We start from the raw sequence: 16319 nt of genomic DNA, 5'->3' as shown, positions 1-16319 counted from the left end.
CGGCGCGTGCCTCACTCCGGCAGGTCGGTGACCGCGCCGGTGGAGGCCGAGCTCACCGTGCGGGCGTACTTCGACAGCACGCCGCGGGTGTAGCGCGGTGCCGGCTGGCGCCAGGCGGCGCGGCGGCGCGTCAGCTCCTCGTCGGAGAGCGCGATGTCGATGGTGTCGGCCTCGGCATCGATGGTGATCGCATCGCCGTCTTCCACCAGCGCCAGGGGGCCGCCGTCGAAGGCCTCAGGCGTGACGTGGCCTACCACGAAACCGTGACTGCCGCCTGAGAAGCGCCCGTCGGTGATCAGCGCCACTTCACTGCCGAGCCCGCGACCCATGATCGCCGAGGTGGGCGTGAGCATCTCGCGCATGCCGGGGCCGCCCTTGGGACCCTCATAGCGGATCACCACCACGTCGCCGGCCACCACGGTGCCGTCGTTGATGCGCGCCTGGGCCTCCTCCTCGGAGCCGAACACCCGGGCGCGGCCCGAGAAGCGCGTGCCCTCCTTGCCGGTGATCTTGGCCACCGAGCCTTCCGGGGCCAGGTTGCCGAAGAGGATGCGCAGGTGGCTCTCCGCCTTCACCGGGCGATCCAGCGGGGCGATGATCTGCTGGTCATCGGGATACGGCGCGACGTCGGCCAGGTTCTCGGCGAGCGTCTGGCCGGTCACGGTCAGGCAGTCGCCGTGCAAGAGGCCTGCGTCGAGCAGGATCTTCATCAGCGGCTGGATTCCGCCGATCGCCACCAGCTCGCTCATCATGTAGTGGCCGCTGGGGCGCAGGTCGGCGACCACCGGCACGCGCTTGCCGATGGCGGTGAAGTCGGCAAGCGACAGTTCGACGCCGATGGTGCGGGCCATGCCGATCAGGTGCAGCACGGCGTTGGTGGAGCCGCCCAGCGCGATCACCACGGTGATGGCGTTCTCGAAGGCCTGGCGCGTCATGATGTCGGAGGGCTTGATGTCGCGCTCGAGCAGCGCGAGCACCGCCTTGCCGGCGGCATGACAGTCGTCGCGCTTGTCGCGGGAGACGGCGTTCTGCGCCGAGCTGCCCGGCAGGCTCATGCCCAGCGCCTCGATGGCCGAGGCCATGGTGTTGGCGGTGTACATGCCACCGCAGGAGCCGGGACCGGGAATCGCCGTCTCCTCGATCTGCTTCACCTCGATCAGGTCCATGTCGCCGCGGGAGTGGGCGCCCATGGCCTCGAACACCGAGACGATGTCGGTGTGGCCCTCGCCCGGCAGGATGGTGCCGCCGTAGACGAAGACGCTGGGGCGATCGAGGCGCGCCAGCCCCATCAAACAGCCCGGCATGTTCTTGTCGCAGCCGCCGATGGCCACCAGGCCATCGAAGCCCTCACAGCCGGCCACCGTCTCGATGGAATCGGCGATCACCTCCCGGGACACCAGCGAGTACTTCATGCCCTCGGTGCCGTTGGCGATGCCGTCGGAGATGGTGATGGTGTTGAAGATCACCCCCTTGCCGCCGGCCGCATCGGCGCCGTCGCTGGCCCGGCGAGCCAGCTCGTCGATGTGGCTGTTGCAGGGGGTGAGGTTGCTCCAGGTCGAGGCGATGCCCACCTGGGGCTTGGCGAAGTCGGCGTCGGTGAAGCCCACCGCCCGGAGCATGGCGCGGCTGGCGGACTTGCCGACGCCGTCCACGACCGGGGCGGAATGGCGGCGACGGGGATCGTCAGGCGTGTCACTCATGGTCGGATATCCTCTTGTCGTATCGGGGTTCCCCCCGGGGGTGGTCATGGGGCTCGGCAGCGTCACTCGACGCGGCGAAGGACGAGGCCGGCCGCGCGAAGGCCACTTCGAACAGCCGAGGGTCATCGAAGTGGCGCCGGCCAACGAAAACGGTGGCATGGGTTCCCCACTGGCGCATGGCGCCGGGGCTCAGGATGCCCGATGGCCACAGCAGGAATCGCTCGAGGCGCCCAGTATGCGACACCAGACCCTCCGGACCATAGAGGCTGCGCCGTCCGCCCCCGGGCAGCGCCAGGGATCGCCGGCCATGGTCGGGCGGCGAGGACACCGCCTTGAGCGCGTAGCGGCGCGCCTCGGCTACGTCGACGCCGGGGTCCGCCACGCCCAGGTGCTCCACGTAATGGCTGACGGCGGCGACGCGCACCGCGAGCCGCTGCCCCGACGCCATGCGGGGAGCCTCGATGGGCGTCAGCGGCGCCTCGCGCAGGTCCGCGTCCGCGGCCACCGCGACGCGCTCGAGGGGCGGTACGGGAAAGAAGAGATGATAGCAGCCGCAGGGATGGATGCTGTCGTGGATCAGCGCTCGCCCCCGCTCGTCGAGGGTGACGCGCCACACCAGGCCATCGAGGCGGCCGCCGAGCAGGTCCAGCGCGCCCTGCCGTGGGCGCGCCGGGAACCACAGGGTGTAGACCAGCTGGGGCAGCAGCTCGCCCTCGAAGCGGGTATGGCTCAATCGCACGTCGGCCACGGGACGGTTGGTGTCGACGAGCGGCAAGGGGCCTTCGGGCCCGGCAAACCAGTAGGGCGCGCCGAACCGGTCGTCATGCCCCTGGGTCTCGACGAGAAACACCGGGGCATGATGCGCCGCCAGGCGCAGCAGCGCCTGGCGATCGAGCTCGACGAAGCCGAGCGGGCTTCGTGGCGCCTCGCGCAGCCACCGCGCCGCGACGGCGGCATCAAGGAGCTCGCCGGTGGGCGGCGCATAGCGCACCAGGGGCGCCTCGGCCGGCAGCGTCGCGAACGGTGCCTCGAAGGTGTCCAGATAGTCCGCCTTCCAGCGGTTGTAACCGAGGGCAAGACCGAGGCGCGTCAGGGGATAGAGCCCCAGTGCCCGGCGCCAGGTCAGGTAGTGGTCGGGGGCCTCGACCGCCGAGCGCAGCCGCTCGCGGGCCGGTCCGGCGCCCTGCTCGGCCAGCAGCTCACGCTCCATCAGGCGCGTGGCGCAGGCATTGAGGGCCGGGGCTGCGCCGGGAGTTGACGACAGCGCCTCCCGCTGGGACGCCGGCAGGTTGGCCGCCTCGATGGCGCGCGCCTCGCCGTCCAACTCGCGCATCCGGGTCACCCAGTCGGCGAAGGCCGCGGGGCTGTCGAGCTCGTCATCGAAGCTGGCCAGCAGGCGGTCGACACGCAGGTAGGGGAAGCCGGCGACCCGCGCCGCCCCGGCATCGGCCACCCCGGCCTCGGTCACGGCCGCATCGAAGGCCGCCAGCTGCACCAGGCAGCGGGTGTCGCGCGGGTCGCGGTCGGCCAGCTCCGCACGCCAATCGGGACCGGCGGCACAGCCCGCCAGCAGCCCGAACAGCACGAGCGCCCCTAGGCGCAGCGGTGACCAGACGGGCATGGGGCGTTTCCTCGAGAACGCGGATCGACCCTCTCAGGGTGGGCGCCCTCCCGCGAAGTGGCAACGTCTCAGGCAGCACGCGCCCTTCTCGCCGGCCGGAGCCCGGCGATCAGCAGGCTGACCAGGCTCGAGAGCAGCAGCGCGCCGAGAAACGGCGGCAGGGTCGGAATGCTGCCGGGGAAGCTCGCCGCCAGCACGCCGGCCGCGAGGCTGCCCTGGGCCACCCAGCCCGGCAGGATGGCGCCGAGCATGCCCGACACGCCGCCGGCCACCGCAGCGGTGGCGCTCATCCGCGACCAGAGGCCCAGCAGCACCGGCACCACGATGGCCGCGCAGAGCAGGTCGGCGATCAGGAACAGGCGCAGCACCGAGAGCCCCTGCAGCGCCACGATCACCACCGGCACCATCAGCGCCACGGTGGCCAGGCGCGCCGCGCCGATGGAGAGGCCGCGCCGACCGGACCCCGCCACCACCAGAGAGGCGATGCCGTTCTGCAGGGTATCCACGCTGGAGGCCACCAGGGTGACCGCCAGCACCAGCGCCGGCAGCGCCAGCCATCCCGGCGCCTCGGTGAGCAGCGCGAAGAAGGGAATCGGCGGTTCGCCCAGCGCCACGCCGGCCATGGCGGCCAGCATGCCGAGCCCGCCGATCACCATCACCACCAGCACGGTGATGCCGCCGCCGAGCCAGGCGCCGCGGCCCAGGGCACGGTCGTCCCGGGCCGCCCATACCCGCTGCCAGTAGCCCTGATGGAAGAGGTTCGCCGCCGTCACCGCGATCACCAGGGTTAGCGCCACGGCGAGGGCGTCACCGGCCGGGATCGACGGCAGGGCCGCCGCCACCGGCATCTCGGGCAGGCGCGCAAGCGCCACCCCGCCGACCAGCGCCAGCAGGGCGACCAGCAGCCAGGCCTGCCAGCGGTCGGTGGCAAGGCTCGCCCGCAGCCCGCCCACTGCCGTGTAGAGCAGCGTGGAGATCGCCACGCCGATCACCACCAGCGCCGGTGGCACCTCGGAGAGCAGCGCGGTGATGGCCCCGACGGCGGTCAGCTCCGCGGCCAGGAAGCAGGCCATGTAGAGCACGGAGACCAGCGACACCCAGCGCCGCACCCCGGCCCCGTAGCAGGCCTCGGCGAACTCGCCGATGCTGCGCCCCTCCGGCAGGTGGCGGCGGATCGCCGGGCCATAGAGTCCCAGCACGATGAACGGCAACGCCGAGCCGACGGCATAGCCGGCCAGCGCCAGCGGGCCGACGAAGGCGCCGATCTCGGGGGGCGCGAAGAGGATCCAGGCGCCCATCCCCGAGGCAAGGAAGGAGAGCCCCAGGGTCGAGGCACTCTGGGAGTTGCGCGCGGTGACGTAGTCGTCGAGGGGGCCATCGGCCCGGCGGGCCTTGAGGCCCAGGAAGGCAAAGCAAAGCAGCGCCGCGCCGAGCACGGCAGACGTCAGGACAGGCATGTCGCACTTCCTCCGCCGGTGTGAACCGGATCAGGTTCCAGGGTCAGCGCCATGCGCTCTCTCAGCCCCGGCCGACGCGTGCGGCGGCGAGACTCCCCTGGCGACAGTGAATGGATTGTGGGATCGCGTCTCAAGCCGGCGCCATAACGGCCGATAGACACAGGATCGAGGGGCATCATAACGTCGCCCCACCGTGACGACCACCCGTGCCGGAGCCCCGAGATGCCCTACACCGAAGCCAAGGAACACGCCCCCGGGCGCCTGCACGGGATCTTCGTCGATCCCTACAGCGCCTTCGACAACGCCGCCACCGAGCGCCTGCTGCACCTGCGCATGGCGAGCGAGGCGCTGATCCTGGCACCGATGCGCGAGGGCCGGCTGGTGCTGCGCGTCATCCACGGCTGGCAGAACGGCAGCTTCGAGCCCGCCGAGCTCTGCCACAGCGACCATCGACTGGACTCCTTGGCGGCGCTACGCCGGGTGACCGACGACTATCGCCAGGCCTTCGAGGGTGGGCAGCCGCTGCCGTGCGACGGCACCGGGCTCTTGGCCGATCCCCTGGCCCGGGCCATCGCCGCCGCCGAGGCCGAGGGCCAGGCCCTCGACGAGGAGACCCGCACTATCCCCGCGCGCTGGCCCGCCTTCCGACAGGGCCTGACCCTCTACACCTTCTTCAAGGTCTACCACCGCCTCACCTATAGCGAAGACGACGCCTACCGTTCGATCCTCTGCCAGACGCCCCAGGGGCCCCGCGAGATCCACGAGTTCCACCTCGAGGAGGGCGAGTTCGCCGTGGTGGCGCCCCGCGAGAATGAGGACGGCGACAGCGTGCTGCTGCTGCACGAGAGCCAGCTGACGCCGGTGCTGCAGCTATTGGAGGCGGGTCACGGCGCTTAACGCCGGAAGCACTCGCGGTAGTGCCAGGCGAGATAGTCGCGGTTGGGAAACGCCGAGACTGTGAGATCCAGCGGCTGGCCATCGAGATCGCACAGTTGGCGCTTGAGCCGCCCGCTTGCTCCGGTGCTCATCAGCTCCGGCGCGATGCGGATGCGCCCCTGATCATCGATGGCCAACAGGCCACCGTCGAAGGCGCGATCATGCAGGGCATTCAGGCACAGGCCATTGGCGGGATCCAGACGCGATGCGGGACGCGTGCGCCAGGGGACGATGTGGCTGGCCATCAGCAGGTCCTCGTGACGCAGTCCCGTGATGACACAGCGCGTGTCATAGCGAATCATCACGGCCTTGCGGAATAGCGACTGCCCCACCCGCTGTTTCTGAAGGCGCCTCACGTCCTGGCCGGAGTAGTCCGTCTCGCCCGACGATGGCTCGGCTGCGAATGCCGGATCCTCGTCGCTAACGAGCGTCCAGGCCTGCTCGCATTCGCTCGATACGGTTTCCGGGTCGGTGATGAAGCGCTGCCAGAGCACGCGATCCTTCTGCGAAGCGCCTGGGAGCCCCTTCTTGCCCAGCGCCAGCACCTCGGGGTCGAGGCTCGCATAGTTGGTGAGCTTCATCGCCACGGAGTTGGCCGAGCGCCCCAGGCGTTCGGCCAAACCAACGACTTCAGGGCGTCCACTGTGAAGCTGTCCAAACGTCAGTCGGCAGTAGAGCGATAGCGCCAGCAAACGCTCGTGATCCGTCCATGCCTTTCTTTCCGCTGCCATGCGGCCTCCGAATGTTGGATGCCAACAGCCTACGCCGGCGCATTCACGGCGACCACGTCGGTCGGATCACTTCTCCCGCGGCACCCGCCCCATCAGGTAGAACTCCTCGTTGGGCGGGGTGCCGGTCAGGGTGACCAGGCGATTGGAGAGGCCGAAGAAGGCGGTGATGGCGCCGATGTCCCAGATGTCGTCATGGGTGAAGCCGGCCGTTTTCAGGCGCGCCTCCCACTCGTCGGTGAGTTCCCCCACCTCCAGGCCGCAGTAGAGAGCGAAATCCAGCATCACGCGGTGGCGCTCGCTGATCGGCGCGGTGCGGTGATTGATGGCCACCTGGTCGGCAAGCAGCGGGTCCTTGCTGTAGATGCGCACCAGGGCGCCGTGGGCCACCACGCAGTAGAGGCAGCGATTGCGGGCGCTGGTAGCCACCACGATCATCTCCTTCTCGGCCTTGGTGAGGGTGTCGGACTCCCGCTCCATCAGGGCGTCGTGGTAGGCGAAGAAGGCCCGAAACTCGGCCGGACGGTGGGCCAGCATCAGGAAGACGTTGGGCACGAAGCCGGCCTTGTCCTGCACCGCCAGCATGGTGTCGCGGATGTCGTCGGGCAGGTCGTGGATCGATTCGGGGATGGGGAAACGGCTGATCGGTGCGGACATGGTGGCTCCTGGCGCTGTGGTTGTTGTTGTCCTGAAACTCCAGTTAACGTCAACGTAAACGCAGTGTCTACCCGTCCTTGGTGGCCCCAAGCGACAGCGGCCCCGCCTCTCTCGAGACGGGGCCGCCGATGGCCGTTGAGCGGGGTGCGGTCAGCCCAGCGAGATGGTGCTGTTGATGCCGCTGGAGACGTTCTCCGGCTCGAACCAGCGCGCGGTGACGGTCTTGGTCTGGGTCCAGAAGCTGATCGCCTGCTTGCCGTTGGGGCCCAGGTCGCCGAGCTTGGAGCCGCGTGAGCCGGTGAAGCTGAAGTAGGCGACCGGCACCGGGATCGGCACGTTGATGCCCACCTGGCCGACGTCGATGTCGCTCTCGAAGCGTCGCGCCACCCAACCGGAGTTGGTGAAGATCGAGGTGCCGTTGCCGTTGGGGTTGGCGTTGACGAACGCGATCGCCTCGTCGAGGGTCTCGACGCCGACCACGCAGAGCACCGGCCCGAAGATCTCCTCGCGGTAGATGGTCATCTCAGTGGTCACGTCGCTGAACAGGGTCGGGCCGACGAAGTTGCCGTTCGGATAGCCTTCCACCTCACAGCCGCGGCCGTCGACCAGCAGCTTGGCGCCCTCCTGCTCGCCGGTGGCGATCAGGCGCTCCACGCGCTCCTTGGCCTGGGGCGAGACCAGCGGGCCGAGGTCGGCGTCCGCCTGGGTGCCAGGACCGACCTTCATGTTGCGGGCGCCCTCGGCGATGTCCTCGAGCCACTCGCGGGCCTCACCCACCAGCACCACCACGGAGTTCGCCATGCAGCGCTGTCCGGCGGCGCCGAAGGCGGAGCCCAGCAGGTTGTTGATGGCCTGGCTGCGGTTGGCGTCCGGCATCACCACGCAGTGGTTCTTGGCGCCCATCATCGCCTGCATGCGCTTGCCGGCGGCGGCGGCGCGATCGTAGAGCAGCGAGCCGACATGGCTGGAGCCGATGAAAGAGAGCGCCTTGATGTCGGCATGATCGGCGATCTGGTTAGCGACGTCCGGGCCGCCGTGCACCACGTTCAGCACACCGGCCGGCACGCCTGCCTCGTGGGCCAGCTCGACCAGGCGCATGGTGGAGGTCGGGTCCTGCTCGGAGGGCTTGAGCACGAAGGTGTTACCGGTGGCGATGGCCAGCGGGAACATGAAGCAGGGCAGCATGATCGGGAAGTTGAAAGCGGTGATGCCAGCGCCCACGCCCAGCGGCTGGTTGAGGCTGTAGACGTCTACCTCATTGGCGGCGTTCTCGGCCAGTTCGCCGAGCTGCAGGGAAGTGATCGAACAGGCGTGCTCCACCACCTCCAGGCCGCGGCCTACCTCGCCGGCCGCATCCGGCAGGGTCTTGCCGTGTTCCTCGCTGATCAGCGCGGCCAGCTCATCGGTGTTGTCGCGGATCAGCGCCTGGAGCTTGAGCATGATGCGCATACGCTTGCCCAGCGGCACCTTGCGCCAGGTCTTGAAGGCCTCCTTGGCGCTGGCGACGGCCTGCTCGACCTCCTCGGCGGTGCAGAACGGTACCCGCGCGACCACCTCCTGGGTGGCCGGATTGACCACGTCGCGCCACTCCTGGCTCTGGGACTGGACGGGCTGGCCATCGATGTACATGGGAGTTTCGCGAACGGTCATGGGCATGCTCCTGAAGCTGTTGTGATTATGAGCTGTTGTGGTTACGAGCTGTTGTGAAGATGCGTATGGGGCAAAAGGCGTATGCGACCTTATGTGCATGCTGGCACGGAGAGTCGATGTTTCGAGTCTATACAGAGGTTGGATGGCGTGACAACGGGCACTCAGGCACATTGCTTGTGCACTGATGCACAACCAAAGACGGCAGGAGACCGCTCCCATGCTGGACTGGCAGGACATCCAGATCTTCCTCGAGGTGGCGCGCAGCGAGCGGCTCACCGACGCCGCCCGGCGCCTGGGGCTGGACCACTCCACCCTGTCGCGGCGCACGAGGCGCTTCGAGCAGGCCCTCAACACCCAGCTGTTCGAGCGCAGCACCCACGGCTACCACCTCACCGAGGCCGGCCAGCAGCTGCTCGCCCACGCCGAGGAGATGGCGCGCCACGCCTTCGAGGCGGGCGAGAGCCTCACCGACAAGAACCACCAGATCAGCGGCCAGATCCGCCTGGGGGTGACCGAGGGCTTCGGCACCTGGGTGATCGCCCCGCTGCTCTCGGCGTTCTGCGAACGCCACCCCGGCGTGACCCTGGACCTGCTGGCCCTGCCGCGGGTGGTCAACCTGAGCCGCCACGAGGCGGATCTCGCCATTACCGTGGAACGCCCGGTGAGCCCGGGGCTCGTGATCTCGCGGCTCTGCGACTACCGACTGCGCCTCTACGGCAGCCAGGGCTATCTCGCCCGCCACGGCACCCCGCGACACCGCTCCGCGCTGGGCGCACATCGTCTGATCGGCTATGTCGACGACCTGATCTTCAGCGAGCAGCTCAGCTACCTCGAGCCGCTGCTCGACCCGGCGGTGGTCGGCCATCCCGGCCCGCACTTCGCCCTGCGCAGCACCAGCGTGACCACCCAGCACGCCGCCTGCCTGCAGGGCGCCGGGCTCGCCGTGCTGCCCTGCTTCATGGCCAGCACCTCGGAGGCCCTTTCGAACGTGCTGGATGACGACGTGGAGATCGTGCGTCACTTCTGGATCACCGCCCGCCAGGAGCAGCGCCGCCTGGCCCGGGTCCGCCTGCTGTGGGACTTCCTGCGCGAAGCCCTGGAGGCCAACCACGCCTTTTTGATGGGCGAGAGCCGGGAGCTGGTAATTCCCGACCTCGGCGCCCCGGCCTCCCCGCTCTCGTCGTCGGCCGACTGACCGCCCCCCGAAGAAGCCGATACGCACCGAGGCCAATAGCGCCGGCCACCTGCATGCAGGATTGCCGATATGAAATAACTATCGAGATGGTCGGAAATGGCACTTGGGCCCATCGATGGACGCGGAGTAGTGTGAAGGAAAAGGCGACGCGATAGCGCCGAAGAGACACATGACACCGTTGGTCGGCGACACTACTCTCAACCAGACTCGTCGCTTACCACACCCAGACAGACCCCTATATGCAGCAAAGATTGGAGAGCAACATGGGCGAACAGCAGACAGGCAAGTGTCCGGTGATGCACGGTTCCAACACCCAAGAGAAGGCCGATGTGGTCGCCTGGTGGCCGGAATCGCTGAACCTGGACATCCTCCATCAGCACGATCGCAAGACCAATCCGCTGGGTGAGGCGTTTGACTATCGGGAAGAGGTCAAGAAGCTCGACCATGCGGCCCTCGAGAGGGACATGCACGAGCTGATGACCAACAGCCAGGAGTGGTGGCCAGCCGATTGGGGCCACTACGGCGGCCTGATGATTCGCCTGGCCTGGCACGCGGCAGGCACCTACCGCCTGGCCGATGGCCGTGGCGGTGCCGGCACCGGTAACCAGCGCTTCGCGCCGCTGAACTCCTGGCCCGACAACGGCAACCTCGACAAGGCACGCCGTCTGCTGTGGCCGCTCAAGAAGAAATACGGCAACCAGGTCAGCTGGGCCGACCTGTTCATCCTGGCCGGCAACGTGGCCTACGAATCCATGGGCTTCAAGACCTTCGGTTTCTCTTACGGTCGCGAGGACATCTGGCACCCCGAGAAGGACATCTACTGGGGGGCCGAGAAGGAGTGGCTGGCGCCGTCCGACAGCCGCTATGACGACGTCGACCAGCCGGACACCATGGAAAATCCGCTGGCCGCCGTGCAGATGGGCCTGATCTACGTGAACCCGGAAGGGGTGAACGGCGAGCCCGACCCGCTCAAGACCGCCGAGCAGGTCCGCGTGACCTTCGCCCGCATGGCGATGAACGACGAGGAAACTGCGGCCCTGACCGCCGGCGGCCACACCGTGGGCAAGACCCACGGCAACGGTGACGCCGAGGCGCTCGGCGCCGAGCCGGAAGGCGCCGACGTCGAGACCCAGGGCTTCGGCTGGATGAACCCCAACCTTGACGGCAAGGCGACCAACGCGATCACCTCGGGCCTCGAGGGCGCCTGGACCACCAATCCGACCCAGTTCGACATGGGTTACTTCGACATGCTGTTCGGCTACGAGTGGGAGCTCAAGAAGAGCCCCGCCGACGCCAACCAGTGGGAGCCGGTCGACATCAAGGAGGAGGACAAGCCGGTCGATGCGACCGACCCCTCCAAGCGCCATAACCCGATGATGACCGACGCCGACATGGCGATGAAGATGGATCCCGCGTACCGGGCGATCTGCGAGAAATTCATGGCCGATCCCGAGTACTTCAAGGACGCCTTCGCTCGCGCCTGGTTCAAGCTGACGCACCGCGACATGGGGCCGAAATCCCGCTATATCGGCCCGGACGTACCGGCCGAGGACCTGATCTGGCAGGATCCGGTGCCCCAGGGTGAGACCAACTACACCGAGGAGGTCGTCAAGGCGAAGATCGCCGAAGCCGGCCTCTCCCTGAATGAGCTGATCGCCACCGCCTGGGACAGCGCCCGCACCTTCCGAGGCTCCGACATGCGCGGCGGCGCCAACGGGGCGCGTATACGCCTGGCCCCGCAGAAGCACTGGGAAGGCAACGAGCCGGAGCGTCTGGCCAAGGTGCTGAAGACCTACGAGCAGATCTCCGCCGACACCGGCGCGAGCATCGCCGACGTCATCGTGCTGGGCGGCAACCTGGGCGTTGAGATGGCGGCCAAAGCGGCTGGCCACGACGTTCACGTGCCCTTCGCCAAGGGCCGCGGCGACGCCAGCGAGGCGATGACCGACGCCGAATCCTTCGAGCCGCTGGAGCCGCTGGCCGATGCCTTCCGCAACTGGCAGAAGAAGGAGTACGTGGTCAAGCCGGAGGAAATGCTGCTGGATCGCGCCCAGTTGATGGGTCTGACCGCGCCGGAGATGACCGTGCTGCTGGGCGGCATGCGAGTGCTCGGCACCAACCACGGCGGCACTCCGCACGGCGTGTTCACCGATCGCGTAGGCCAGCTGACCAACGACTTCTTCGTCAACCTGACCGACATGGGCAACCGCTGGGAGCCGACCGGCAAGAACGCCTACGACATCGTCGATCGCCAGAGCGGCGACACCAAGTTCACCGCGACTCGCGTCGACCTGGTGTTCGGCTCCAACTCCATCCTGCGCGCCTACGCCGAGCTGTACGCCCAGGACGACAACGAGGAGAAGTTCGTGAAGGACTTCGTCGCCGCCTGGACCAAGGTGATGAACGCCGACCGCTTCGACCTCGACTGAAGCCCGTTCCGGGCCATCGCTGACTCGTCAGCTCAAGCCGCGCCAGCCCTTCCGGGCGGCGCGGCTTTTTTGTGGGCGTGTTCAGGGGCGCCCGGATACTCCGGCTGCGAGGTTCTCTACGCGCCACCCGATCAGCCGATGATCGGCCGTCGCCTCGTCGCGGCCGGCTCAGGTGCCGCAGAAGGTGCGGAACACGGCCTGGCCGGCCGGCGAAGGCCGGGCGTAGGCCTCGCGATCGGGCTGGGCCTCGAAGGGGGTCGCCAGCACCTCGCGCAGTGTCTCGAAGGGCGCCATGTCGCCCTCGGCGGCCGCGGCCAGCGCCTCTTCCACCCGCTGGTTGCGCGGAATATAGAGCGGGTTGGTCGCGCAGAGCCGGGCGGCGATCGTCGCCGGGTTCGCGTCCTCCCGGGCCAGCCGCTGTCGCCAGCGCGGCAGCCACTCGTGCAGGGCCTCGCGGTGCTCGAACAGTTCGAGCAGCGCCGGGGCGTCTTCCTCCACCGCCTCGGCAAGCTGTCGAAAGCTCAGGGTGAAGTCGGCGCGGCCGGCCGCCTGGGCCTCGAGGAAGGCCTCGGCGAGCTCGCGGTCGCCCTCCTCGGCCCGCGCGAGCCCCAGCTTATTGCGCATCACCGAGAGCCACTCGGCCTCGTACTGCTCAGGGTAGGCCTGGATCACCGCGGTGGCGCGTTCCACGGCTTGGTCCGCATCGTCATCGATCAGCGGGATCAGGGTCTCGGCGAAGCGCGCCAGGTTCCACTGGGCGATCCACGGCTGGTTGCGATAGGCGTAGCGGCCGCCCTCGTCGATGGAGCTGAACACCTGCTCGGGATCATAGGCCTCCATGAAGGCGCAGGGGCCGTAGTCGATGGTCTCCCCGGCGATCGAGGTGTTATCGGTATTCATCACGCCGTGGATGAAGCCGAGCCCCATCCAGCCGGCGACGAGCCGGGCCTGGCGTGCCTGCACGGCCTCCACCAGCGAGAGGTAGCGGCTCTCCGGCGGCAGCAAGGCGAGCTCGGGATAGTGCCGTTCGATGGCGAGATCCGCGAGCAGACGAATGGCCTCCTCGTCGCCCCGCGCGGCGAAGTACTGGAAGGTGCCCACGCGCAGGTGGCTCGAGGCCACCCGGGTCAGCACGGCGCCGGGCTCGGGCACCCGGCGAAAGACCCGTTCGCCGGTGGCGACTGCGGCCAGCGCGCGGGTGGTGGGAATGCCCAGGACGTGCATCGCCTCGCTGACCAGGTACTCGCGCAGCACCGGGCCGAGCGGCGCGCGCCCGTCGGCCCCACGGGAGAAGGGCGTGCAGCCGGCGCCCTTGAGCTGGATATCGCGCAGCCGCCGCTCACGGTCGGTCACCTCGCCCAGCAGCACCGCGCGGCCGTCGCCCAGACGCGGGTTGAAGTGGCCGAACTGGTGACCGGCATAGGCCTGGGCCAGCGGCTCGGCGCCTTGCGGCACGGCGTTGCCGGCAAAGGTATCGGCGGCCCGCCCCTCATCGAGGGCCTCATCGAAGGCCGCCGGATCGAAGCCCAGCTCCTCGGCCAGCGGCCGGTTGAAGGCCAAGAGCCTCGGCGCCTCCACCGGCACGGGGTCGAAGCGAACGAAGAAACGGTCAGGCAGGCGAGCGTAGCGCAGGGTGAACTCGGGAAACATGGCGACTCCGATCGGCGGCTGGGCGCGACAGCGAGATAATGAATACCCGAGTATATCGATCAGGATTGCGCTTATCGACCCACCACTTGACTCACCCCTCGCCCAGGGAGAGCTCCTCGCGGATCAGCTCGGCCAGGCGCCGGGCCGGCTCGGTGGGGCGCCGAGCGGCACGGTGTAGGGCCAGCTCCACGGGCGGCAGCGCCGGCAGGCCGCTCGACTCGTCCAGGGCGCGCAGCTGGGGCGTCAGCATGCTGCGGGTCACCACCACGATGGCCAGGCCCGCCTGCACCACCGGCCCCAGGCCGACCATCGACTGGCTGGTGTAGGCCACTCGCCAGTCGCGGCCGGCGGCGGCCAGCGACTGCTCGGCCACTTCCCGGAACAGGTCGGCGCCCAGCGAGTAAAGCGCCAGCGGCAGAGGATCGGTCAGCGAGGGCTGGTGCTGCAGGCCCACCGCCCAGGCGAGCGGCTCGCGGCGAATCATCTCGCCGCCGGGCGAGCGGCGCTGCCGGGTCACCAGCGCCAGGTCCAGCTCGTCGGCCCGCACCTGCTCCATCAAGTGAGCACTGGTGCCGCAGGTCACCTGCAGGCGCACTTCGGGGTAGAGCTGGTGAAACCAGGAGAACACCGAGGTCAGCAGGCTGGCGTAGTCCTCGGGAATCCCGAGGTTCAGGTCGCCGGTGACCCGGCGCGTGCGCATGTCGGCGAGCGCCTCGTCGTTAAGCAACAGCAGTTTTCTGGCATGGCCGAGCAGCCGTTCGCCCTCGGCGGTGAAACGCAGCCGCCGCCCCTCGCGCTCGTGGAGCGCCACGTCCAGCGCGCTCTCCAGGCGCTGCAGCTGCATGCTGACGGTGGATTGGGTATAGGCCAGGCGCCGGGCGGCGGCGGTCACGCTGCCGGTATCGGCCACCGCCACCAGCGTCCGCAACAGGCCGAGATCGAGCGTTGGAGCACGCATAAACATCACCATCCTTGATAGGTCGCATCAATAAGGATCTATTTTGTGATGAGTATGGACGGGATAGCATGCCCTCGTCACTCACTGGGCGAGGAGGTAGCGATCATGCTGGGCCATACGTTAGGCGTTTCCCGTTTTCCGTGGCCTGGTGCCGGCGCCGCCGGCCTGGCCATCATTCTCTGGGCGCTGGTACCGCTGCTGATGATCGCCGCCGGCGACCTGCCGCCGCTGCGCCTTTCTGCCATGGCGCTGCTGGCTGGCGCGCTGGGCACGCTGCCCATGGCGCGCGGCCGGCGGCGCCCCGCGGCCACGCATTCGCGGGTCCAGGGCGGGGCGATCAACCTCCTCGGGGCGCTGCTGATGGCCGGAGCCGTAGGCGCCTGCTTCGCCGCCTTCTCCCTGGCACCGCCCGCCGAGGCGGCGCTGATCACCTACACCTGGCCGGTCATCTTCCTGCTGGCGAGCCGCTGGATGGTACTGCGGCGCCTGCCGCTGGCCACCCTCGGCGGCGCGCTGCTGGCCTTCTCTGGTGCCGCCCTGCTGGTGGTTCCCCAGGCCCTGTCGGGCGGCGTTTCCGGCGCCTGGGGCGGCTACCTGCTGGCCTTCGGCACGGCGCTGTGCTGGGCGCTCTTCTCGCTGGCAAGCCAGGTGCCGGGGTTCCGGTTCGGCGAACGCATGCCGCACATGCTGCTGATCGCCAGCGTCATGACCGGCGTCGCCAGCCTGGCGCTGGAAGGGGTGAGCGAGCTGCCCTCGTCTCAGGAACTGCTGGCCACCGCCGCCCTGGGCCTGGGCCCCTACGGCATCGCCATGCTCGCCTGGGACCGCGCCCTCGGCGACCCGCAGGCGCATCGGCTGGGCAACCTGGCCCACGCCGTGCCGGTGCTGGCCACGCTCTTTTTGGTGATCGCCGGGGTCGCCTCGCCGGATTGGCGACTGCCGCTGGCCGCCGGGCTGGTGCTGTGGGGAAGCTACACGGCCTCGACGCGCTGAGCGCCAGGAACGGCGCCCTCTCTCCGACTCCTCGTTTTTCGAGACGCTGACGGCATTTCACAGCCATCTCGGCACAGATTGGACATCTTCTCGCCAGGCCAGTACGGTAATGGCGCCTCGGCGCGGTCTCCCAACCGCGCCCTCGAGGCGGTCACCCCCGTGACCGACTGGTCTCGCTTCACCGCAGACTGGATCACCGGCACTTTCGACTGTCCGTCGCCGACGTCATCGATAGAGAACGAATCCATGTCGCCCCATTACGCCGAACAGGGCCGCTGCATGCCGCGCCGCCCGCCACCAGCCAGACCCTTCCCCGGGTAACGCCACGCGCCGCCACCCCGCGAC

The 16319-nt window shown here is 68.8% G+C and carries 12 protein-coding genes and 1 riboswitch; of the genes, 4 read left to right on the top strand and 8 right to left on the bottom strand.

Annotated features, from left to right (window positions below; genetic code table 11):
* Window positions 1-11 precede the first annotated feature (11 nt).
* The 3 genes from ilvD to RSO68_RS08555 all read right to left on the bottom strand — a co-directional run bounded on the left by ilvD (window position 12) and on the right by RSO68_RS08555 (window position 4778).
* Entirely contained in the window at window positions 12-1700 is a 1689-nt protein-coding gene (ilvD, locus tag RSO68_RS08565) for a dihydroxy-acid dehydratase (RefSeq protein WP_315586287.1), read from the bottom strand.
* Entirely contained in the window at window positions 1693-3321 is a 1629-nt protein-coding gene (locus RSO68_RS08560; RefSeq protein ID WP_315586286.1) for a hypothetical protein, read from the bottom strand. Before RSO68_RS08560 ends, ilvD begins: the two co-directional genes overlap by 8 nt.
* A gap of 68 nt (window positions 3322-3389) precedes the next feature.
* Window positions 3390-4778, bottom strand: coding sequence for a sodium:solute symporter (locus RSO68_RS08555; RefSeq protein ID WP_315586285.1), 1389 nt, complete (start codon window positions 4776-4778; stop codon window positions 3390-3392).
* Window positions 4768-4887: riboswitch (TPP riboswitch) on the bottom strand. It overlaps the preceding gene by 11 nt.
* 113 nt (window positions 4888-5000) lie before the next feature.
* Here RSO68_RS08555 and RSO68_RS08550 point away from each other — a divergent pair.
* Window positions 5001-5675 (top strand): hypothetical protein, encoded by a 675-nt coding sequence (locus RSO68_RS08550; RefSeq protein ID WP_315586284.1) that lies wholly within the window; start codon window positions 5001-5003, stop codon window positions 5673-5675.
* On the opposite strand, the gene RSO68_RS08545 is transcribed toward RSO68_RS08550, so the two are convergent.
* From RSO68_RS08545 to RSO68_RS08535, 3 genes are all read right to left on the bottom strand, one after another.
* A complete protein-coding gene (locus tag RSO68_RS08545) occupies window positions 5672-6445 on the bottom strand; it encodes an HNH endonuclease (protein WP_315586283.1) in 774 nt (257 codons plus the stop codon). The two genes, RSO68_RS08550 and RSO68_RS08545, sit on opposite strands and share 4 nt — an antisense overlap.
* A gap of 66 nt (window positions 6446-6511) precedes the next feature.
* Window positions 6512-7099 carry a peroxidase-related enzyme gene (locus tag RSO68_RS08540; protein ID WP_315586282.1) on the bottom strand — a complete coding sequence of 196 codons (588 nt, stop codon included), beginning with the start codon at window positions 7097-7099 and terminating at the stop codon, window positions 6512-6514.
* 150 nt (window positions 7100-7249) lie between these two features.
* Window positions 7250-8749: a CoA-acylating methylmalonate-semialdehyde dehydrogenase gene (locus RSO68_RS08535; RefSeq protein WP_315586281.1), complete on the bottom strand. Its 1500-nt coding sequence runs from the start codon at window positions 8747-8749 to the stop codon at window positions 7250-7252.
* Window positions 8750-8966: 217 nt separating this feature from the next.
* On the opposite strand from RSO68_RS08535, the gene RSO68_RS08530 reads away from it, so the two are divergent.
* Complete coding sequence (locus RSO68_RS08530; protein ID WP_315586280.1) at window positions 8967-9944, top strand: LysR family transcriptional regulator; 978 nt, start codon at window positions 8967-8969, stop codon at window positions 9942-9944.
* A 263-nt stretch (window positions 9945-10207) separates the two neighbouring features.
* Window positions 10208-12373: a catalase/peroxidase HPI gene (gene katG / locus RSO68_RS08525; RefSeq protein WP_315586279.1), complete on the top strand. Its 2166-nt coding sequence runs from the start codon at window positions 10208-10210 to the stop codon at window positions 12371-12373.
* A 168-nt stretch (window positions 12374-12541) separates the two neighbouring features.
* Here katG and RSO68_RS08520 read toward each other — a convergent pair whose 3' ends face one another.
* A complete protein-coding gene (locus tag RSO68_RS08520) occupies window positions 12542-14023 on the bottom strand; it encodes a protein adenylyltransferase SelO (RefSeq protein ID WP_315586278.1) in 1482 nt (493 codons plus the stop codon).
* A 91-nt stretch (window positions 14024-14114) separates the two neighbouring features.
* Window positions 14115-14981, bottom strand: coding sequence for a LysR substrate-binding domain-containing protein (locus tag RSO68_RS08515; protein WP_315586276.1), 867 nt, complete (start codon window positions 14979-14981; stop codon window positions 14115-14117).
* Between the two features lie 105 nt (window positions 14982-15086).
* On the opposite strand from RSO68_RS08515, the gene RSO68_RS08510 reads away from it, so the two are divergent.
* A complete protein-coding gene (locus tag RSO68_RS08510) occupies window positions 15087-15974 on the top strand; it encodes a DMT family transporter (RefSeq protein WP_089847001.1) in 888 nt (295 codons plus the stop codon).
* The last annotated feature ends 345 nt before the right edge of the window (window positions 15975-16319 follow it).

Origin of the sequence: Halomonas saccharevitans, assembly GCF_032333995.1 — a bacterium.
Classification (GTDB): domain Bacteria; phylum Pseudomonadota; class Gammaproteobacteria; order Pseudomonadales; family Halomonadaceae; genus Halomonas; species Halomonas saccharevitans.
Note: the sequence above shows the minus strand (reverse complement) of the source record. Positions and strands in the feature narration are given on the sequence as shown.